The 18,052-nt window shown below is 65.5% G+C and carries 18 protein-coding genes and 1 riboswitch; of the genes, 8 read left to right on the top strand and 10 right to left on the bottom strand.

From position 1 onward, the window contains the following. Positions 1-9: 9 nt before the first annotated feature. From AC27GT_RS04825 to argF, 5 genes are all read right to left on the bottom strand, one after another. Positions 10-465 carry a hypothetical protein gene (locus AC27GT_RS04825; protein WP_460361582.1) on the bottom strand — a complete coding sequence of 152 codons (456 nt, stop codon included), beginning with the start codon at positions 463-465 and terminating at the stop codon, positions 10-12. A gap of 113 nt (positions 466-578) precedes the next feature. Then, positions 579-1,724, bottom strand: a complete 1,146-nt coding sequence (gene argJ, locus AC27GT_RS04820) for a bifunctional glutamate N-acetyltransferase/amino-acid acetyltransferase ArgJ (protein WP_487223612.1) — start codon at positions 1,722-1,724, stop codon at positions 579-581. After that, a complete protein-coding gene (argC, locus tag AC27GT_RS04815; protein WP_487223672.1) occupies positions 1,715-2,752 on the bottom strand; it encodes an N-acetyl-gamma-glutamyl-phosphate reductase in 1,038 nt (345 codons plus the stop codon). Before argC ends, argJ begins: the two co-directional genes overlap by 10 nt. Positions 2,753-2,754: 2 nt before the next feature. Continuing rightward, positions 2,755-3,276, bottom strand: coding sequence for a Uma2 family endonuclease (locus AC27GT_RS04810; RefSeq protein WP_015717419.1), 522 nt, complete (start codon positions 3,274-3,276; stop codon positions 2,755-2,757). 4 nt (positions 3,277-3,280) lie between these two features. Further along, entirely contained in the window at positions 3,281-4,186 is a 906-nt protein-coding gene (argF, locus tag AC27GT_RS04805) for an ornithine carbamoyltransferase (protein ID WP_487223611.1), read from the bottom strand. A 69-nt stretch (positions 4,187-4,255) separates the two neighbouring features. Next, a riboswitch (molybdenum cofactor riboswitch) is annotated at positions 4,256-4,379 on the top strand. Between argF and modA the strand changes: the two genes are divergently transcribed. The 3 genes from modA (at position 4,369) to AC27GT_RS04790 (ending at position 6,900) form a co-directional block, all read left to right on the top strand. Further along, positions 4,369-5,244, top strand: a complete 876-nt coding sequence (gene modA / locus AC27GT_RS04800) for a molybdate ABC transporter substrate-binding protein (protein WP_487223610.1) — start codon at positions 4,369-4,371, stop codon at positions 5,242-5,244. Its footprint overlaps the riboswitch before it by 11 nt. Before the next feature lies 1 nt (position 5,245). Further along, positions 5,246-5,920 (top strand): molybdate ABC transporter permease subunit, encoded by a 675-nt coding sequence (modB, locus tag AC27GT_RS04795; RefSeq protein ID WP_487223609.1) that lies wholly within the window; start codon positions 5,246-5,248, stop codon positions 5,918-5,920. Then, a complete protein-coding gene (locus tag AC27GT_RS04790; RefSeq protein WP_487223608.1) occupies positions 5,899-6,900 on the top strand; it encodes an ABC transporter ATP-binding protein in 1,002 nt (333 codons plus the stop codon). The genes modB and AC27GT_RS04790 overlap by 22 nt, the downstream gene beginning before the upstream one ends. A 456-nt stretch (positions 6,901-7,356) precedes the next feature. Here AC27GT_RS04790 and AC27GT_RS04785 read toward each other — a convergent pair whose 3' ends face one another. Then, complete coding sequence (locus AC27GT_RS04785; protein WP_487223607.1) at positions 7,357-7,701, bottom strand: hypothetical protein; 345 nt, start codon at positions 7,699-7,701, stop codon at positions 7,357-7,359. Positions 7,702-7,742: 41 nt separating this feature from the next. On the opposite strand from AC27GT_RS04785, the gene hisS reads away from it, so the two are divergent. From hisS to asnS, 5 genes are read left to right on the top strand one after another with little or no spacing between them, the layout of a single operon-like run. Further along, complete coding sequence (hisS, locus tag AC27GT_RS04780; protein ID WP_487223606.1) at positions 7,743-8,999, top strand: histidine--tRNA ligase; 1,257 nt, start codon at positions 7,743-7,745, stop codon at positions 8,997-8,999. A 13-nt stretch (positions 9,000-9,012) separates the two neighbouring features. Beyond that, positions 9,013-10,758 carry an aspartate--tRNA ligase gene (gene aspS / locus AC27GT_RS04775; RefSeq protein ID WP_487223605.1) on the top strand — a complete coding sequence of 582 codons (1,746 nt, stop codon included), beginning with the start codon at positions 9,013-9,015 and terminating at the stop codon, positions 10,756-10,758. After that, entirely contained in the window at positions 10,751-11,644 is an 894-nt protein-coding gene (locus AC27GT_RS04770; RefSeq protein WP_018461961.1) for a PhzF family phenazine biosynthesis protein, read from the top strand. Before aspS ends, AC27GT_RS04770 begins: the two co-directional genes overlap by 8 nt. Beyond that, a complete protein-coding gene (locus tag AC27GT_RS04765; RefSeq protein WP_487223604.1) occupies positions 11,641-12,459 on the top strand; it encodes an HAD family hydrolase in 819 nt (272 codons plus the stop codon). The genes AC27GT_RS04770 and AC27GT_RS04765 overlap by 4 nt, the downstream gene beginning before the upstream one ends. Positions 12,460-12,461: 2 nt before the next feature. Continuing rightward, positions 12,462-13,778 (top strand): asparagine--tRNA ligase, encoded by a 1,317-nt coding sequence (gene asnS, locus AC27GT_RS04760; protein ID WP_487223603.1) that lies wholly within the window; start codon positions 12,462-12,464, stop codon positions 13,776-13,778. On the opposite strand, the gene pdxT is transcribed toward asnS, so the two are convergent. From pdxT to AC27GT_RS04740, 4 genes are read right to left on the bottom strand one after another with little or no spacing between them, the layout of a single operon-like run. After that, positions 13,775-14,350 carry a pyridoxal 5'-phosphate synthase glutaminase subunit PdxT gene (gene pdxT / locus AC27GT_RS04755; protein WP_071676406.1) on the bottom strand — a complete coding sequence of 192 codons (576 nt, stop codon included), beginning with the start codon at positions 14,348-14,350 and terminating at the stop codon, positions 13,775-13,777. The two genes, asnS and pdxT, sit on opposite strands and share 4 nt — an antisense overlap. 7 nt (positions 14,351-14,357) lie before the next feature. After that, positions 14,358-15,596: a Na+/H+ antiporter NhaA gene (gene nhaA, locus AC27GT_RS04750; RefSeq protein ID WP_038032361.1), complete on the bottom strand. Its 1,239-nt coding sequence runs from the start codon at positions 15,594-15,596 to the stop codon at positions 14,358-14,360. Positions 15,597-15,603: 7 nt separating this feature from the next. Next, on the bottom strand, positions 15,604-17,658 hold the full coding sequence (locus AC27GT_RS04745) for a heavy metal translocating P-type ATPase (protein ID WP_487223602.1): 2,055 nt from the start codon (positions 17,656-17,658) through the stop codon (positions 15,604-15,606). 31 nt (positions 17,659-17,689) lie between these two features. Beyond that, positions 17,690-18,049 (bottom strand): ArsR/SmtB family transcription factor, encoded by a 360-nt coding sequence (locus tag AC27GT_RS04740; protein WP_487223601.1) that lies wholly within the window; start codon positions 18,047-18,049, stop codon positions 17,690-17,692. Positions 18,050-18,052: the final 3 nt, after the last annotated feature.

Here is an 18,052-nt window from a genome sequence, read left to right as displayed (position 1 = left end):
CTGCTTCCCTCAGAAGCCGTAGTTAGCACCTATTTTCAGATAATAAACAAATGCACCACCTCCACCAAGGGCATATGTAGGTTGAGCTTCCAAGAATGCCGTTACCGGGGTTCCAGAAATGGGGTACTTCACCCCTAAAGTTGCGTGCACGCCGAAGTCAGTGCCCCCGGGAAGAAGCCAGATGTTACCACCCAAGCCCCCGTATGGAAGGACCGGGGAGCCCGGCATGCTCAGGTTCATCAAGAAATCTGCGCTAACGCCGGGAATGAGGACCCCCAAGATGGAAGTAATATCAACCCCACCCCGCACCTCGAGGCCCCCCTGCAGGGCAACCCCAGCGTGGAGCCCTCCGTTAAAGAGGTTCACACCAGAGCCGCCAAAAAGTCCCGCATGCGCTCCCACATAAGGTGCCTGGGCCAGTGCTAAACCCGCAGCTACGACAACTCCTAGGATAAGCTTCTTCATTCGCTCCTCCTTTCTAACCGATCGGACCTCCTGTTATGGCTTGGCCCGATCACTATCAACTTTAGAATATGGATGCTAAAACGTCAAGGGAACACCTATGTGGGAACAATTATCTATGTTGTATAAAGTGCGTTAATCCTCACATACCCTTCTGTCAGGTCACAGCCCCAGGCCATCCCTTCCCAAGGGCCTTCTCCCAGGTCTACCCAAACTTCCACCTCTTCGGCCCGCATGGCCTGGCTCGCCGCCTCCCGGTCAAAGGGAAGAGCGCCCCCGGCATAGAGGGGAATCCCCTGCACCTGGATCCTCACCCTCAGGGGATTAAACCGGGCCCCAGAGTTCCCCAAAGCCGCCAGAATCCGGCCCCAGTTGGGATCGTTTCCGTAAAGGGCGCTCTTCCAAAGAGCGCTTCCCGCTATGGTCCTTGCCGCCTGCCTGGCCTCTTCCTCCGTGGCTGCCCCCACCACCCGCACGGTCATGAGCTTGGTGGCTCCCTCCCCATCCCGGGCGATCTTTCTCGCCAGCTCCCGGGCCACTGCCTCGAGGGCCGGGAAAAAAGCCTCGAGGGGCACCGCGCCATAAGCCCCGTTCGCCATCACCAGGGCGAGATCGTTGGTAGAGGTATCCCCGTCCACGGTCACCTGGTTGAAGGTGCGGTCCACGATGCCCCGCCAGGCCTCCCCCAAGGCCTCCTGGGGTAAAGCGGCATCCGTCACCACGAAAGCCAGCATGGTGGCCATGTTGGGATGGATCATCCCGCTGCCCTTGGCGATACCCACGATCCTCGCCCCCTCCACCTCGGCCTCCGCTACCTTAGGAACTAAGTCCGTGGTGAGGATGGCCTCGGCAAAGGCATCGGCATAGGGGGTGAGTTCTATCTGGGGCAGACCCGCCTCCACCTTTTCCACGGGAAGGGGAACCCCGATGACCCCCGTGGAAGCAGTCAAGACTTCCTCCGCAGGCACTCCAAGGCGCAGGGCAGCAACCTCGGCCATGCGCCGATCATCCAAAAAGCCCCGCTCCCCGGTGGCGCAGTTGGCGTTGCCCGCGTTGACCACCACTGCCCGCAAGGTCCCACCCTGGGCATAAAGGGCCCTACCCCGGTGAATGGAGGGGGCCGCAGCCCGGTTCTGCGTGGCCACATAGGCCCAGGAAGCAGGAAGACCGGAAACCAACAAGGCCAGATCGGGCTTGCCGGAAGGCTTGATGCCCGCCCGGGTAGCCCCGGCGCGAAAACCCCGGGGAAGCCTCACGGCCATAGGCCCTCCTTGGGAAGTGCGGTCTCCTCAGGCAGACCCAGCATCAGGTTCAGGTTCTGCACCGCCTGCCCCGCCATCCCTTTCACCAGGTTGTCCAAGGCGGCAAACACCATAACACGCCCCGTTCTCGCTTCATAAAGAGGCTTCACATCCACCCGGTTGGAAGCATAGGTGCCCTTGGTTTCCGGCAAAGCCTCGGTGATCCGCACAAAAGGTTCCTGGGCGTAGAAGTCCTGGTAAAGCTCGTCCAGGGCCTTTTGGTTCCAGTTCCCTTCCACCTCCGCCTCCACCGTGACCAAGATACCCCGGGTCATGGGCACCAGGTGGGGGACGAAGGAAAGGCGCACCTCCCCCAGGGGCCCATGGGTGCGCACCGGGCGCCCCTGGGCCAAAAGGCGGCCCAGGTTCCTTTCCATCTCCGGTATATGGCGATGGACACCCCCCACCTTGTAGGGCTTAAGGTTCTCGTTCACCTCGGCAAAAAAGGTACCCTCCCCTTCCCTGCCCGCCCCGGAGACCCCACTTAAACCCACCACAAAGGCACCCCGCAGGACACCTTCCGCCGCCAGAGGGGCCAAAGCCAAGGTGGTGGCCGTCACGTAACACCCCGGGTTGGCCACCAGGCGCGCCCCCCCAAGCTCCTTCCGATGCAGCTCGGGAAGGCCATAGACTGCCTCCCGGTAAAGCCCTGGGCTCTTATGAGGGATCCCGTACCAGGATTCGTAAACCTCCGGAGGAAGCCGGTAGTCCCCGGAGAGGTCTATGACCCGTTTGCCCTCCTTCAAGGCCCTGGGAGCAAGCTCCATGGCAAGCCCGTTGGGCAAGGCCAAAAAGACCACATCCGCCCTCTCCAGTACTTCCTCCAGGGTGGCAAAAAGCCCCTCATCCCACAGCTGGGGCCAGGCGGAGGAAAGGGGTTTTCCCTCGTGTTTACGGCTGCTAAACCCCACCAGCTCCACCCCGGGGTGAGCCTTAAGAAGGCGAATCAGCTCCCCTCCCCCATACCCCGAGGCCCCGATGATCCCCACCCTTACCACGGCACCTCCAAAGGAATGTCAGGGAAGGCCAAGGGAGCCAGTTTTTCCCCAGGGGAAAGCCAAAGCTGCTCCCGGTAGTGGTCGCCCGCAGGACCCCGGAAGACCAAGAGGCGGCCCTGAGTTAAATCCTGTACCCAAACCTCCAGAACCCCTCCCTGGGCGTAAAGGGGAACCTTTCTTCCTAAGTCGTATTCCAAGCTGGTGTCCGCGACCTCTATTGCCAAGAGCACCTCATCGGGAACAGGATAGCGCTCCCGGTAATCCTTCAACTGGCACAGAAGGAGATCAGGTTCCAGATAGGTGTCTGGCGGAATAGCGAAAGGACCTTGTATCCGCACCCGGGCCCTGCCCGAAAAGGTGCGAAGGAGCACTTCTGCCCACCGATCCACCAAATCCGCATGACGGGATCCAATAGGTGCCATCTGGTATATCTCCCCCCTCAAAAGCTCCACACCCCGCTCGGGCAGGGGAAGCCGTAGAAACTCCTCGAGGGAGAAGCGGTAAGGCCGGACCATACCCCTAGCTTAGCAGGCGCAGGAGGACGGCCTTAGCGGTGTGAAGACGGTTTTCCGCCTGGTCAAAGACCCGGCTACGGGGCCCGTGCACCGCCTCCTCGGTGGTTTCCTCACCATAGTGGGCCGGAAGGCAGTGGAGAAAGATGCCCTGGGGCCGTAGCAGCTGCAAAAGCTCCCCGTTTACCTGGAATCCATTGAAGTCCCTGAGCCGCCTTTCCCGCTCCGCTTCCTGGCCCATGCTGGTCCAGACATCGGTGTAAAGGGCATGGGCTCCCAAGGCGGCTTCCTTGGGATCATGGGTAAAGAAGGCCCCCGCTTTCTGCAAAAGGCCAGGATCCGGCTCATACCCCCTTGGCGTGGCCACCCGCATCCTAAGGCCCACCAGGGGAGCCACCTCAAGAAGGGAGTTCAACACGTTGTTGCCATCCCCCACCCAGGCCACCTCGAGGCCCTCCCATCCCCCGAAGGCCTCCTTCAAGGTGAGGAGGTCCGCCAGAGCCTGCAAGGGATGGGCCCGGTCGGAAAGGGCATTGATCACCGGGATGCGGGCGTGGCGGGCGAGTTCCTCCACGGTCTCGTGCCGGTATACGCGGGCGGCGATCCCTTCCACGAAGCGCTCCAGGTTCTTGGCGATGTCCCTCACGGGCTCCCTCTCCCCGATCCCCACCTGCTTCTGGTCCAGGTAAACCGCATGCCCCCCAAGGTGGAGCATGGCCACCTCGAGGGTCGTCCTCGTGCGCAGGGAGGGCTTTTCAAAGAGGAGGGCCAGGACCTTGCCTTTCAGGTCCTCCCCCCGGTAGCGCTCCCGCTTCAGGGCCTCCGCGAGGTTCAGAAGTGCCCAAAGCTCCTGGGGTCCGTAGCCGGAAAAGTCCAGTAGGTCCTTAGGCCGGGGCAGGGCTTCTCCCGCCATAAGGCTTATAGGATAGCGCAGGGTTGCAAACTTATGCAAGAGGTGGAGCCGCAGCGGGGTGGGATGATAGAATGCCCCCGCCTCCGAGCCCAGAAGACCCCAAGGGCCTTCTGGGCCGGGCTCTCGGGCCCCGGGGTGGCGGGGGTAACCCTGCCGCCTGCCGTGGTAGCAAAGGAGGTAGCGTGAGAAGGGTAAGCGTTCTAATCCTCTTGTTCGGTTTATTCGGCTTAGGGCTGGCGCAGAAGGTGCGGGTGGTGGCGGCCTCGGACCTGCAGTACGCCCTCCAGGAGATCGCCCGGGCCTTTGAGGCCAAAAACCCGGGGGTGAAGGTGGAGCTCATCTTCGGCTCCTCGGGCAAGTTTTACACCCAGCTCACCCAGGGCCTCGAGGCCGACCTCTTCTTCTCCGCCGAGAAGGTCTACCCGGAACTCCTGGAGCAAAAGGGGCTGGCCGAGCCCAAAACCCGCAAGCCCTACGCCTTGGGGCGCATGGTCATCTGGATGAGCAAAAGGCTCGGCCTAAAGCCCAGCCCCCAAGCCCTCCTGGACCCCAGGGTGACCCAGGTGACCGTGGCCAACCCGGTCCACGCCCCTTACGGCCGGGCCGCCGTAACCCTCTTGGAGCACCTCGGCCTCCTCAAGCGCCGCCCCCTCTCCCTCCCCGGGCTCTCCAAGCCCTTCCCCCAGCTCTCCTGGGAGGAGATCCCTTGGGAAAAGCTCAGCGGGGGGGTAGAGGCCTACTGGGATGCCAGTCCTTTGCGCCAGGGCAAGAGGGACTTCGCCTTCGTCTACGGGGAGAACATCGCCCTGACGGCCCAGCTCGCCCTCACCACCACCCAGGTGGGGATTCTGGCCCTTTCCCTGGCCATTCACCCGAGCCTTTCGGAACCCGGGGAATACTGGCTCGCTCCCCTGGGAAGCCACCTCACCCTGGAGCAGGACTACGTGATTCTCAAAGGGCGCGGGCGCCCCGAAGTCCTGGCCTTCTACAACTTCATAGGAAGTCCGGAGGCCCGGGGGATCTTCCGGCGCTACGGCTTCCTCTTGCCGGGGGAGTAGGGTGGATCCGCTCTTCTGGGCCGCTTTAGAGCTCTCCCTAAAGGTGGCCCTTTGGGCCTCGGGCATCCTCCTCCTCTTGGGAATTCCCTTGGCCTGGCTCCTGGCCTTCCGCTCCTTCCCGGGCAAGGCCTTCCTGGAGGCAGTCTTCCTCCTGCCCCTGGTTCTTCCCCCCACGGTCCTAGGCTTTTACCTCCTGATCTTCCTGGGGCCGGAAGGCCCCTGGCACCGCCTCACCGGGCTCTCCTGGGCCTTCCGCCTGGAAGGCCTCGTCTTCGCCAGCGTCCTCTTCAGCCTGCCCTTCGCCCTCACCGCCTACCGGGAGGCCTTCTTGGCCCTGGACCGGATCCTCCTGGAAGTGGCCCGCACCCTGGGGGTTCCCCGGTGGCGGGTCTGGACCCGGGTGGTCCTGCCCCTCACCTGGCCCGGCCTCCTCTCGGGGACCCTCCTGGGCTTCGCCCATACCCTCGGGGAGTTCGGGGTGGTGCTCATGGTGGGGGGCTCCATCCCGGGGAAGACGCAGATGGTGAGCATCTATCTCTACGACCTGGTCCAGGCCCTGCGCTTCCGTGAGGCGGCGGAGGCCGCCCTGGCCCTCCTCTTCATAAGCCTTCTCCTCCTGGTCCTGGCACGCGTTTTGGAGGCCAAAGGACGGGCATGGAAGTCCACTACCGCATAAGAAAACCCATTGCCCTCGAGGCCCGGTTCCACATCCAGGGCTTCACCGTGCTCCTCGGGGAAAGCGGCGTAGGCAAGACCACGCTTCTCAAGGCCCTGGCAGGCCTGGTGCCCGCTGAGGGCAGGCCCTATGGGGGCCTTCCCCCCGAAAGACGGCCCGTGGGCTACCTGCCCCAGGACCTGGCCCTCTTCCCCCACATGACCGCCTGGGAGAACGTGGCCTTTCCCCTGGCGGGAGGAAACCGGAAGGCTAGGGCCCTGGCCCTCCTGGAGCGGGTTGGCCTCGAGGAGCACGCCCACAAACGCCCGAGCCAGCTTTCCGGCGGCCAGAAGCAACGGGTGGCCCTCGCCCGGGCTTTGGCCAGGAACCCGGAGATTCTCCTTCTGGACGAGCCCACCAGCGCCCTGGACCCCCTCACCAAGGACCAGGTTCTGGGGGAGCTGGTGGAACTCATCCGTCGGGAAGGAATCCCCACCCTGGCGGTGAGCCACGACCCCATCCTGGCCCGCATGGCCGACTGGCTTGTGGTGATGGGGTCGGGAACCATCCTGCAAGAAGGCCCGCCCGAGGAAGTGTACTCCGCCCCAAGCCAGCTCCTGGTGGCCAGGCTGCTGGGCTACGAAAACCTATTCCCGGCCCGCATAGAACCTGGGGGCGTGGAGGTCAACGGGGTCCATCTCCGCCTTTCCCTCCCCCCCTGGGCCCGGCCCGGGGATACCGCCTGGGTGGGCATCCGGGCCGAGGAGGTCATCGTGGTGCGCCAGGACCGGCCTCCACCCCCGGAAAACATCCTAGAGGGCGTGCTGGTAAGCCTTCATCCGGAAGGCCTCGCCTACCGGGGCGTGTTCCAGGGATCCATCCGCTTGCAGATCCTGCTTCCCAGGCACGTCCAGGCCCGTTTGAACCTGCGCCCCGGGCAAAGACTCCAGGTGGTCCTTAAGCCCCATTACCTTCACCTGATGCCGGGCCAGGTGGACTAACGCTTCCTGCCCCAGGCCAAACTTGTTGGTAACCCCCTTCAGGAAAAAGCGGGCCCGGTCCCGGGAAAACCCCAGGGCCTGGGCCAAGGCCCCCACCCTCGGGGGAACTCCGTTTCCCACCGCCCACAACACTGCCTTTTCTCCTGGAAGAAGCCGCAGGCCCACCCGTCCCTCAAGGCCTGAAGCCAAGGTCCTGGGATCGTCCCGACGGGTGAGAAAGATCATGCCCCAAGGGTCATAGGCCCTAAGCCCCCAAGGGGTGGCCCAAAGGAGCACCTCGCCCTTTTCCATCTGGTCCAGCCCCGCCAGGGCCAGGCCACGGCCTTCCTTCCAGTACACCTTCCAACCGGCTGGGCCAAGCGCCCCGTGCACCAGGGCATAAAGCTGCAAACTTTCCGTGTACACCACTGCTTCCAAGATTCTCCCCTCCTTTTGCCCAAAGAGCCTTTGTCCAACTCAAGCGGCGATCTTCAGGGCAAAAGGAGGGGAGCGGGGAGAAAAAGCCCTTCCCTGGGGTTCCGGATAGCCGGGCACGGGGGCAACCCTGGCCCGGAGCACCCGCACCAGCGCAGGAGGCGCCACCTCCCCTATGGGGGGTAGACCTGGAGAGACCTGCAGGCCACAGAAGAGGGAGTGGTCCACCTCCCTCTCCTCCCCAGGGGCCTGGCAGAGATCCGTCCGGAGGCCGGGGTTCTGCACCTGCATGAGGTACATCTGCAGGGCCACCCCAGTGGAGGCGGTGAGGGTGAGGAGGAGGTAGAGGAATACCAGAAACCCCCGTACGGAACCCTTCGAGGGCATGGCTGCAGTATAGCCTTCGCCCTCGGGTAAAGTGAAGGGGTATGGCCGTGCGCGGCACCAAGGATCTTTTCGGCAAAGAGCTAAGGCTCCACCAGCACATCGTGGCCACCGCCCGCCGGGTGCTGGAGGGGGCGGGGGCCCTGGAACTCATCACCCCGGTGTTTGAGGAAACCCAGGTCTTCGAGAAGGGGGTAGGGATCTCCACCGACATCGTCAGGAAGGAGATGTTCACCTTCCAGGACCGGGGGGGACGCTCCCTCACCCTCCGCCCCGAGGGCACGGCGGCCATGGTGCGGGCCTACCTGGAGCACGGGATGAAGGTCTGGCCAAAGCCCGTGAGGCTCTGGATGGCGGGGCCCATGTTCCGGGCAGAACGGCCGCAAAAGGGGCGCTACCGCCAGTTCCACCAGGTGGACTACGAGGCCCTGGGCTCGGAGGACCCTTTGGTGGACGCGGAGGCCATCGCCCTTCTCTGGACGGTTCTAAAGGAGCTTGGGCTTAGGGGCCTTTTGGTGAAGCTCTCCTCCGTGGGCGACCCCGAGGACCGGGCCCGCTACAACGCCTACCTAAGGGAGGTCTTAGGCCCCTACCGGGAAGAGCTCTCCGAGGACTCCAAGGAAAGGCTTCTCCTCAACCCCATGCGCATCCTGGACTCCAAGAGCGAAAAGGACCAGGCCCTCCTAAGGGAGCTTGGGGTGAAGCCCATGCTGGACTTCCTTGGGGAGGAGGCCCGGGCGCACCTTTTGGCGGTGGAAAGGCACTTGGAAAAGCTCGGCATCCCCTACGAGCTGGACCCGGCCTTGGTGCGGGGCCTGGACTACTACGTGCGCACCGCCTTTGAGGTCCACCACCAAAAGATCGGGGCCCAGTCCGCCTTAGGGGGCGGGGGGCGGTACGACGGGCTTTCCGAGCTCCTGGGGGGGCCCAGGGTGCCGGGGGTGGGCTTCGCCTTCGGGGTGGAGCGGGTGGCCCTGGCCCTGCAGGCGGAAGGGGTGGCCCTCCCCCCGGAGCGGGGCCCCGACCTCTACCTCATCCCCCTGGTGGAAGAAGGGGTGGAGGCGGCCTTCCACCTGGCCCAGCGCCTAAGGCCCCGGGTGCGGGTGGAGTTCAGCCTAAGCCCCAAGAAGCCCGCCAAGGGGCTGGAGGAGGCCCTGAAGCGAAGGGCGGCCTTCGTGGGGTTTTTGGGGGAGGAGGAGCTACGGCTTAAGGAGGTAACCCTCAAGCACCTGGCCACCGGGGAGCAGGTGCGCCTGAGGGAAGAGGAGGTCCTGGGGCATCTCCTTAGGGCTTTGGGGTAATCTTGGGAAGATTATGCGCCGTACCCACTACGCCGGGCTTTTAAGGGAAGAGGATATCGGAAAGGAGGTGGTCCTGGAGGGCTGGGTGAACCGCCGCCGGGACCTGGGGGGGCTCATCTTCCTGGACCTCCGGGACCGGGAAGGGCTGGTGCAGCTGGTGGCCCACCCCGAAAGCCCGGCCTACCGGGAGGCGGAAAAGGTCCGGGGGGAGTGGGTGGTGCGGGCCAAGGGGGTGGTGCGCCGCCGCCCGGAGCCCAACCCCAAGCTCCCCACGGGAAGCCTGGAGGTGGAGCTTTCCGAGCTCACCGTCCTGGCCCAGGCTAAGACCCCCCCCTTCCCCGTGGACGCCGGCTGGCGGGGGGAGGAGGAGAAGGAGGCCTCGGAGGAGCTCCGCCTGAAGTACCGCTATTTGGACCTCAGGCGGAAGCGCATGCAGGAAAACCTCCGCCTCCGCCACCGGGTCATCAAGGCCATCTGGGACTTTCTGGACCGGGAGGGCTTCGTCCAGGTGGAAACCCCCTTCCTCACCAAGAGCACCCCGGAAGGGGCGCGGGACTTCCTGGTGCCCTACCGGCATGAGCCCGGCCTCTTCTACGCCCTCCCCCAGTCCCCCCAGCTCTTCAAGCAGATGCTCATGGTGGCGGGGCTGGACCGCTACTTCCAGATCGCCCGCTGCTTCCGGGACGAGGACCTAAGGGCCGACCGCCAGCCCGACTTCACCCAGCTGGACCTGGAGATGAGCTTCGTGGAGGTGGAGGACATCCTCTCCCTGAACGAGCGCCTCATGGCCCACGTCTTCCGCGAGGCCCTGGGGGTGGAGCTTTCCCTCCCCTTTCCCCGCCTCCCCTACCGGGAGGCCATGGAGCGTTTCGGCTCGGACAAGCCCGACACCCGCTTCGGCCTCGAGCTCAAGGAGGTGGGGGGGCTCTTCCGGGAAAGCCCCTTCGCCCTCTTCCGCGAGGCGGAGAGCGTGAAGGCCCTGGCCGTCCCCAAGGCCCTCTCCCGTAAGGAGATCGCGGAGCTTGAGGAGGTGGCCAAGCGCCACGGGGCCGGGGGCCTGGCCTGGGCCCGGGTGGAGGAAGGGGGCCTTTCCGGAGGGGTGGCCAAGCACCTGGAAGCCCAAAGGGAGGCCCTCCTGGAGGCCACGGGGGCAGGGGTGGGGGACACCCTCCTCTTCGCCGCGGGGGACCTGAGAAGGGCGCAGGAGGCCATGGGGGCGGTGCGCCTCCAGCTAGCCGACCTCCTCGGCCTTAAGCGGGAGGGCTTCGCCTTCCTCTGGGTGGTGGACTTCCCCCTCCTGGAGTGGGACGAAGCGCGGGGGGGCTGGACCTACATGCACCACCCCTTCACCAGCCCCCACCCCGAGGACCTGCCCCTTCTGGAGGAGGACCCGGGGCGGGTGCGGGCCCTGGCCTACGACCTGGTGCTGAACGGGGTGGAGGTGGGCGGGGGGTCCATCCGCATCCACGACCCCGAGCTCCAGGCCCGGATGTTCCGCCTCCTCGGCATCGGGGAGGAGGAGCAAAAGGAGAAGTTCGGCTTCTTCCTCGAGGCCCTCACCTACGGGGCCCCGCCCCACGGGGGCATCGCCTGGGGCCTGGACCGCCTCCTCGCCCTCATGACGGGAAGCCCCTCCATCCGCGAGGTCATCGCCTTCCCCAAGAACAAGGAGGGCAAGGACCCCCTCACGGGGGCCCCGAGCCCCGTCTCGGAGGAGCAGCTCCGGGAGCTTGGCCTGATGGTGATCCGGCATGGCTAGGATTCCCTACGCCTTGGTGGACGCCTTCACCCCCACCCCGGGGGCGGGGAACCGGGTGGCCCTGGTGCTGGACGCCCGGGGCCTGGACGCGGAGGCCCTCCGGGCCCTTGCCCAAAGGACGGGCACCCCGGAGACGGCCTTCGTCCTGGAACGGGAAGGGGTGGTGTACGGGGTGCGCTTCTTCACCCCCGAGGGGGAGGTGGAGTTCTCCGGCCACGCGGCCATCGCCCTGGGCCTCACCCTGGTGCGGCTGGGCCTGGCCCCGGAAGGGGTGGAGCGGATCTACCTGGAAACCCCGGGGGAAACCCTCCCCGTGGAGATCGCCTACGAGGCGGGCACGCCCCAGAAGGCCTGGGTGCGGGGGCCCAGGCCCCGCTTCCGCGACCTCCCCCCCTACCAGACCCTGAAGGAGGTCCTGGAGGCCCTGGGCACGGACGAGCGCTACCTCCACCGGGGGCTTCCCTACGGCATCGCCTACACCGGCATCTGGAGCCTCTTCGTCCCCCTGGTGGCCCCCGGGGTGGTGGACGCCCTGGAGCCGGAGATGGCCGCCCTCAGGAGGGTTTCCCAAAAGCTCGGCCTGGGCACGGTGCACGCCTACGCCCCCATGGGCCCGCGGAGCTTCTACGCCCGGAGCTTCGCCCCGCTCCTCGGGATCCCCGAGGACCCGGTGACGGGCTCGGCCAACGCCGCCTTAGGGGCCCTTTTGGCCCGGGCGGGGGTGGTGCCGAGGCGCGAGGGGGAGGTCCGCCTCACCTTCTACCAGGGGCACCGGCTGGGGAACCCGGGCACGGTGGAGGTGCGGGTGGCCTACAGCCCCTCGGGGGAGCCCTACGGGGTGGAGATCGGGGGGGAGGCCGCCCTCGTGGAGGTGGGGGAGCTTTGAGGCTCGTCTTCCTGGACGTGGACGGCACCCTGGTGGGGCCCAGGGGGGTGCCGGCGTGCGCCTGGGAGGCCATAGAGGAGGCCAAGGCCGAGGGGGTTCGCTTCAGCCTGGTCACGGGGCGGCCCGGGCGGGGGGCGGCCCTCCGCTACGCCCGGAGGCTGGACCCCACGGGCCTCCACATCTTTGAGTCCGGGGCGGTGGTCCTGGCCCTGGGCCAAGACCTCCATACCCCCCCGGCCCTCCCCTTCCACGTGGAGGCCCTGCCGGAAGGGGCGGCGAAGGAGGCGGTGCGGCTTGGGCGGAGGCTTGGGCTTCTCCTCGAGGCCTACACCGCGGACGGGGGGTTCTACGTGGAGGGGGAAGACCCCATCCTCGATGCCCACCAAGCCCTTCTGGACCTAAAGGCGGAAGAGGAAGACCTCCTCTCCCTCACCGGCCTGGTCCGGCTCCAGGTCCTCCTGAGGCCTGAAGACCCCGTGGAAGATTTCCTGGAAGCCCTCCCGGAAGAGCTCGCCCCCCACCTGGCGGAAAGCCCCAAGATGCCCGGGGTACGCTTCCTCTCCCTCACCAAGCGGGGGGTGAGCAAGCGCACCGCGGCGGAGCGGGTGGCCCAGGCCTACGGGGTTTCCCTGGAGGAGGCGGCCATGGTGGGGGACGGGGAGAACGACCTGGAGCTCATCCGGGCCGTGGGCCTGGGCGTGGCCATGGGGAACGCGCCCCTATCGGTGCAGAAGGCGGCCCGCTGGGTGGCCCCCCCGGTGGAGGCCTGCGGGCTTAGGGAGGCCCTAAGGTGGATAGGGGGTAAAATCCCCTAGGTATGCGGGTTTTCATAGAGGACATCGCCCAGCACGAGGGCCAGGAGGTGGAGCTCAGGGGCTGGCTCTACGGGAAAAGGAGCAAGGGGAAGATCCACTTCCTCATCCTCCGGGACGGCACCGGCTTCCTCCAGGCCACGGTGGTGAAGGGGGAGGTGCCGGAGGCGGCCTTCCGGGAGGCGGACCACCTCCCCCAGGAGACGGCCCTCATCCTAAGGGGCGTGGTGCGCAAGGACGAGCGGGCCCCCGGGGGGTACGAGCTGGCCGTGCGGGACCTCGAGGTGGTGAGCCGCCCAAAGGAGGAGTACCCCATCGGGCCCAAGGAGCACGGTATAGACTTCCTCCTGGACCACCGCCACCTCTGGCTCCGCCACCGCAGGCCCTTCGCGGTGCTGCGCATCCGGGACGAGCTGGAACGGGCCATCCACGAGTTCTTCGGGGCGAGGGGCTTCCTCCGCTTTGACGCCCCCATCCTCACCCCGAGCGCGGTGGAGGGCACCACGGAGCTCTTTGAGGTGGAGCTCTTTGACGGGGAGAAGGCCTACCTCTCCCAGTCGGGCCAGCTCTACGCGGAGGCCGGCGCTTTGGCCTTCGGCAAGGTCTACACCTTCGGCCCCACCTTCCGCGCGGAAAGGAGCAAGACCCGGCGGCACCTCCTGGAGTTCTGGATGGTGGAGCCCGAGGTGGCCTTCATGACCCACGAGGAGAACATGGCCCTCCAGGAGGAACTGGTGGCCTTCCTGGTGGGCCGGGTCCTGGAACGGCGGGCCCGGGAGCTGGAGATGCTGGAGCGGGATCCAAAGGCGCTGGAACCCGCGGCGGAGGGGAACTACCCCCGCCTCACCTACAAGGAGGCCGTGGCCCTGGTGAACCGCCTGGCGGAGGAGGACCCCGAGGTGCCCCCCATGGCCTACGGGGAGGACTTCGGCGCCCCCCAGGAGGCCGCCTTAAGCCGACGGTTTGACCGGCCGGTCTTCGTGGAGCGCTACCCCGCCAAGGTGAAGGCCTTCTACATGGAGCCCGACCCCGAGGACCCCGAGCTCGTCCTCAACGACGACCTCCTGGCCCCTGAGGGCTACGGGGAGATCATCGGGGGCAGCCAAAGGATCCACGACCTCGAGCTCCTTAAGCAGAAGATCCGGGAGTTCGGCCTCCCCGAGGAGGTCTACGGCTGGTACCTGGACCTGAGGCGCTTCGGGAGCGTGCCCCACTCGGGGTTTGGGCTGGGCCTCGAGCGCACCGTGGCCTGGATCTGTGGCCTTAACCACGTGCGGGAGGCCATCCCCTTCCCCAGGATGTACACCCGGATGCGGCCCTAGAGGCCTGCCAGCTCCAGGAAGTACCGGTGAAGCCTGGGGTCCTGGGTGAGCTCGGGGTGGAAGGCGCTGGCGAGGATCTTGCCCTGGCGTACCAGGACGGGAAGACCATTCAGCTCCGCCAGCACCTCCACTCCCTCCCCCAATTTGCGGAAGGCTGGGGCTCTAATGAAAACCCCGTGGAAGGGACCCAAACCCCGGACCTCGAGGTCCTCCTCAAAGCTTTCCACCTGCCTGCCAAAGGCGTTGCGTTCCACCCATGCCTCCAACACCCCCAAACGGGGTTGCTCGGGGTAGCCCACGATCTCCTTGGCCAACCAGATGGCCCCGGCGCAGGTGCCGAAGAGGGCCAGGGAACCCTCTTCCACCCGCTTGCGCACCTCGTCCTCGATTCCGTATTCCCGGGCCAGCTTGCCGATGGTGGTGGACTCCCCGCCAGGCACGATGAGGGCCTTGAGCCCCTCCAGGTGCTCCTTCTTCCGCACCTCCTTGGCCTCTATCCCCAGGCGCTTAAGCGCCTCCTTGTGCTCGCGGAAATCCCCTTGCAGGGCTAGGACGCCGACCACGCCCCTCATCCTGGACCTAGGCTTCGGACCTGTCAAGGGAAGCTCGCACCAAAAGAACACCCACTAACCCGGCCACTAGAGAAGCGGAGAGTACCCCCACCTTGGCTTGGTCCAGCATCCCCCCTTCAAAGGCCAAGCCAGCAATGAAAAGGGCCATGGTAAAGCCAATGCCTGCCAAAAAGCCCACACCCACAATGGACTTTAGGTTCACCCCTTCGGGCAAGGCGCCCAAACCCAACCGCAACGCTAGCCAGGAAGCAAAGAAGATTCCCAAAGGTTTCCCCAAGAGAAGACCCAAGCTTATCCCCCAGGCCACGGAACCAAACCCCAGCCCCTGCAAGGCAACCCCAGCATTAAAAAATGCAAAAACCGGCAACACCCCAAAGGCTACCCAAGGGTGAAGGGTGTGTTCCAGACGGTGCAAGGGGCTTTGCGCTTCCTCCACCTGCTCCTCGAGGCCTTCCAACTCCCCCTCCAGCTCCTCGGGGTCCTGGGCAGAGGTAGCCCCCTGGAAAGCCCTAGCCCGCCGCAGAGGGACAGCCAAAGCCAAAAGCACCCCGGCCAAGGTAGCATGAAGACCTGACTGGAGGACAAAATACCACAGAAGTAACCCCAGAAGCATGTAGGGCCAAAGATGCCACACCCCTAGGCGATTGAGCAGAAGAGCAAAACCCAGGATCAGGACCGCCAGGATCAAGGGAAGGGATTCTAAGCCCCCGGTGTAGAAGAGGGCAATCACCAAAACCGCCCCCAGGTCATCTACTATGGCTAAGGCAGTGAGAAAGAGCTTAAGTCCCAGAGGCACCCGAGGTACCAGAGCCAAAACCCCCAAGGCAAAGGCGATGTCCGTGGCCATGGGTACTCCCCAGCCACGAGCCTCGGGCAGACTGGGATTGATTGCCAGGTACAAAAAGGCCGGCAGGATCATCCCCCCTACCGCCCCTGCCAAGGCTAGCCCAGCCCTCCTGGGATTCTTAAGCTCGCCAGAAACAAGTTCACGCTTAAGCTCCAGTCCCACCAGTAGGAAGAAAAACGCCATGAGGAGGTCGTTGACCCAAAGAAGCAGCGGCTTTTCCAATGAAAACTCGCCAAAACGAACACCCACCAGAACTTCTCGTAGCCCAAAATAGACCGTGGCCGCCGGAGTGTTGGCCAGTATAAATGCCAGAAGAGCCGCCAAGAAGAGGACCAGCCCTCCTTTGGCCTCACTTTCAAGAAACTGCTCTAGTAGCCTGGGATACCTGCGCACGGGCATGGGATTACTATACCCGGCGCCACAAAAGACGCAGACTGTTGGCCGTCACCAACACGAGTGCTCCATTGTCCGCCAGCACTGCGGTCCAAAGCCCCGTGTAACCCATGAGGGTGGTGAAGAGGAAAAGCCCCTTGAGCCCCACCGCCAAGGCCACGTTCTGGCGGACCACGCCCAGGGTCAGGCGGCTTAGCCGGAAGGCCCGGGGCAAGGCGGCAAGGCTCAGAAGCCCCACGTCTGCACTCTGCAGGGCCGCTTCCGTGCCCTCGGCCACGGCAAGCCCTACCGTGGCCTTGGCCAGGGCTGGGGCGTCGTTCACCCCATCCCCCACCATGGCCACGCCACCCCTACCTGCCAACTCCTCCACCAGGCGGAGCTTGTCCACGGGAGAAAGGCCAGCCCGGATTTCCTCAGGAAAAAGCCCTATGGCCGTGCCCAAAGCCAAAGCAGAGGTCTCCCGGTCGCCGGTAAGCAGGAGGGGCTTAAGGCCCAGTCGGCGCAGTTCGGCCAAGACTTCCCGGGCCTCGAGGCGGGGGGTATCCTGGAAGGCCAAGAGGGCCAAGGGAACCCCCTCCCTAACCAAGAGGGAAAGGCTGAAGCCTTCCTCCGTCAAGGCCTTCACCTGGGCCTCTACTTCCGGGGGCAGGTCCCAGGCCTCGGGCCGCACCAAACCCACCTCCTTCCCCTCCACCCGAGCGAAGGCCCCGAGGCCCGGCACCGCCCGATGCTCCTCCGAGGGCAAGGCCTTGGGGCCCGAAGCCTCCCGCACCGCCCGGGCTAAGGGGTGGGAGGAACCCTCCGCCACCCCCTTCGCCAGGGCCAAGGCCTCCTCCGTCGAAACCCCAAAGGTAACCACCCGCACCAGCGTGGGCTTTCCCAGGGTCAGGGTTCCCGTCTTGTCCAAAGCCACGTAGCGAACCCCAGCCAAGCGCTCCAGGGCCGCCCCGCTCTTAAAGAGCACCCCCGCCCTGGCTCCCCGGGCCACCCCTGCGGCGATGGCCGCAGGCACCGACACCACCAGAGCGCAGGGACAGGCGATGAGGAGAAGGCCCAAGGCCTTGTAGACATGCCCCAGGAAATCCCCCCGGAAAAGGGGAAGGACCAGGGCCACGAAGCCTGCCAGGGCCAGGACCGCCGGGGTGTAGCGGCGGCTAAAGGCATCCACCACCCGCTCCGCCTGGCTCTTCTTAAGCAAGGCCCCCTCCGCCAGGCGTTCCATCTCCGCCAGGAAGCCCTCCTCGGGAAGGCGCTCCACCTTTACCACCAAGCTCCCCTCCTGCACCAGACTGCCCCCGTAAACCCGGTCCCCTATCCCCTTGGGCCTAGGCAAGGGCTCCCCGGTGAAGGCGGCCTCCTCCACGGAAGCCTGTCCAGACACCACCACCCCGTCGGCCGGTACCCGCTCCCCCGGGGGCACCCTCACCAGGTCCCCCACCCTCAAGGCCTTAAGGGGCACCTCCTCCACCCCACCCTCCTTCAGGCGGTAGGCCCGCCTGGGAAGAAGCTCGGAAAGGGCGTAAAGGGACCTGCGGGCCTGGGCCACGCTATAAGCCTCCAGCACCTCCCCCACCAGGAAGAGGAAGACCACCACCGCCGCCTCGGCCTCCGCCCCGATGGCCAAGGCCCCAAGGGTGGCCAGCGTGACCAGACTCTGCATGCTAAAGGGGTTTTGCCGGAACGCAGCCACCGCACGACGAGCCAGGGGGAAAACCCCCACCAAGGCCGCCAGCCGATAGCCCCAAGGGGCTAGGCCGGGGAGGAAGAGCGAAGCCAAAAAGGCCGCCAGGAGAAGCCCTCCGGAAGCCAAGGCCCAGCGCCAGGGTCCCAAAACCCCCCTGGTCGTGTCCCCTTCAGGCTTCAAACGGTAGCCCAGGGCGGAAACCACCCTTTCCGCCTCCTTCTCCGCCCCGGGAACCTCGAGGTGCAGATACGCCTTACCGCTGGCAAAGCTGACCTGGGCCTGCACCACTCCAGGCACCTCGGAAAGGGCTTTCTCCACCTTTAAGGCGCAGTCGGCGCAGTCCAAACCCTCCACCCGGAACACGCGAACCCTGTGAGCCTCCATGCCCCCATGGTAGCATCATTTGAGTAGCTAGTCAAGTGTTCTCTTCCGCGTGCTCCAAAGCCCCCTCAAGAAGCCGTTCCACGTGCTCGTCCGCCAAGCGGTAGTAGACCCACTTTCCCTCTCTCCGGAAGGCCACCAGCCTTGCCTGGCGCAGAAGCCTGAGCTGATGGCTCACCGCAGAAACCGAAACCCCAGCGAGGAGGGCTAGATCGCACACGCAAAGCTCCCCCGCCGTCTTCAAAGCCAGAAGAAGGCGCATCCGGGTGGGGTCGGCCAGGGCCTTAAGGAGGAGGGCGGCTTCCCCCAGCACCGCCTCCTCGGGCAAGGCCGCGCGCGCCTTCTCCACCCGCTCAGGGTGGATCTCGTAAACCCCACAGACCGCCCGGGCCATGGC

This window comes from Thermus sp. KWY1 (assembly GCF_057547025.1).
Note: the sequence above shows the minus strand (reverse complement) of the source record. Positions and strands in the feature narration are given on the sequence as shown.

Bases quoted from the DNA above. Each gene is read 5' to 3' on its own strand.
- AC27GT_RS04825 (WP_460361582.1), bottom strand. From the start codon at position 465: ATGAAGAAGCTTATCCTAGGAGTTGTCGTAGCTGCGGGTTTAGCACTG.
- argJ (WP_487223612.1), bottom strand. From the start codon at position 1,724: ATGGCCGTGAGGCTTCCCCGGGGTTTTCGCGCCGGGGCTACCCGGGCG.
- AC27GT_RS04810 (WP_015717419.1), bottom strand. From the start codon at position 3,276: ATGGTCCGGCCTTACCGCTTCTCCCTCGAGGAGTTTCTACGGCTTCCC.
- argF (WP_487223611.1), bottom strand. From the start codon at position 4,186: ATGGCGGGAGAAGCCCTGCCCCGGCCTAAGGACCTACTGGACTTTTCC.
- AC27GT_RS04790 (WP_487223608.1), top strand. From the start codon at position 5,899: ATGGAAGTCCACTACCGCATAAGAAAACCCATTGCCCTCGAGGCCCGG.
- AC27GT_RS04785 (WP_487223607.1), bottom strand. From the start codon at position 7,701: ATGCCCTCGAAGGGTTCCGTACGGGGGTTTCTGGTATTCCTCTACCTC.
- hisS (WP_487223606.1), top strand. From the start codon at position 7,743: ATGGCCGTGCGCGGCACCAAGGATCTTTTCGGCAAAGAGCTAAGGCTC.
- aspS (WP_487223605.1), top strand. From the start codon at position 9,013: ATGCGCCGTACCCACTACGCCGGGCTTTTAAGGGAAGAGGATATCGGA.
- AC27GT_RS04770 (WP_018461961.1), top strand. From the start codon at position 10,751: ATGGCTAGGATTCCCTACGCCTTGGTGGACGCCTTCACCCCCACCCCG.
- asnS (WP_487223603.1), top strand. From the start codon at position 12,462: ATGCGGGTTTTCATAGAGGACATCGCCCAGCACGAGGGCCAGGAGGTG.
- pdxT (WP_071676406.1), bottom strand. From the start codon at position 14,350: ATGAGGGGCGTGGTCGGCGTCCTAGCCCTGCAAGGGGATTTCCGCGAG.
- nhaA (WP_038032361.1), bottom strand. From the start codon at position 15,596: ATGCCCGTGCGCAGGTATCCCAGGCTACTAGAGCAGTTTCTTGAAAGT.
- AC27GT_RS04745 (WP_487223602.1), bottom strand. From the start codon at position 17,658: ATGGAGGCTCACAGGGTTCGCGTGTTCCGGGTGGAGGGTTTGGACTGC.
- AC27GT_RS04740 (WP_487223601.1), bottom strand. From the start codon at position 18,049: ATGGCCCGGGCGGTCTGTGGGGTTTACGAGATCCACCCTGAGCGGGTG.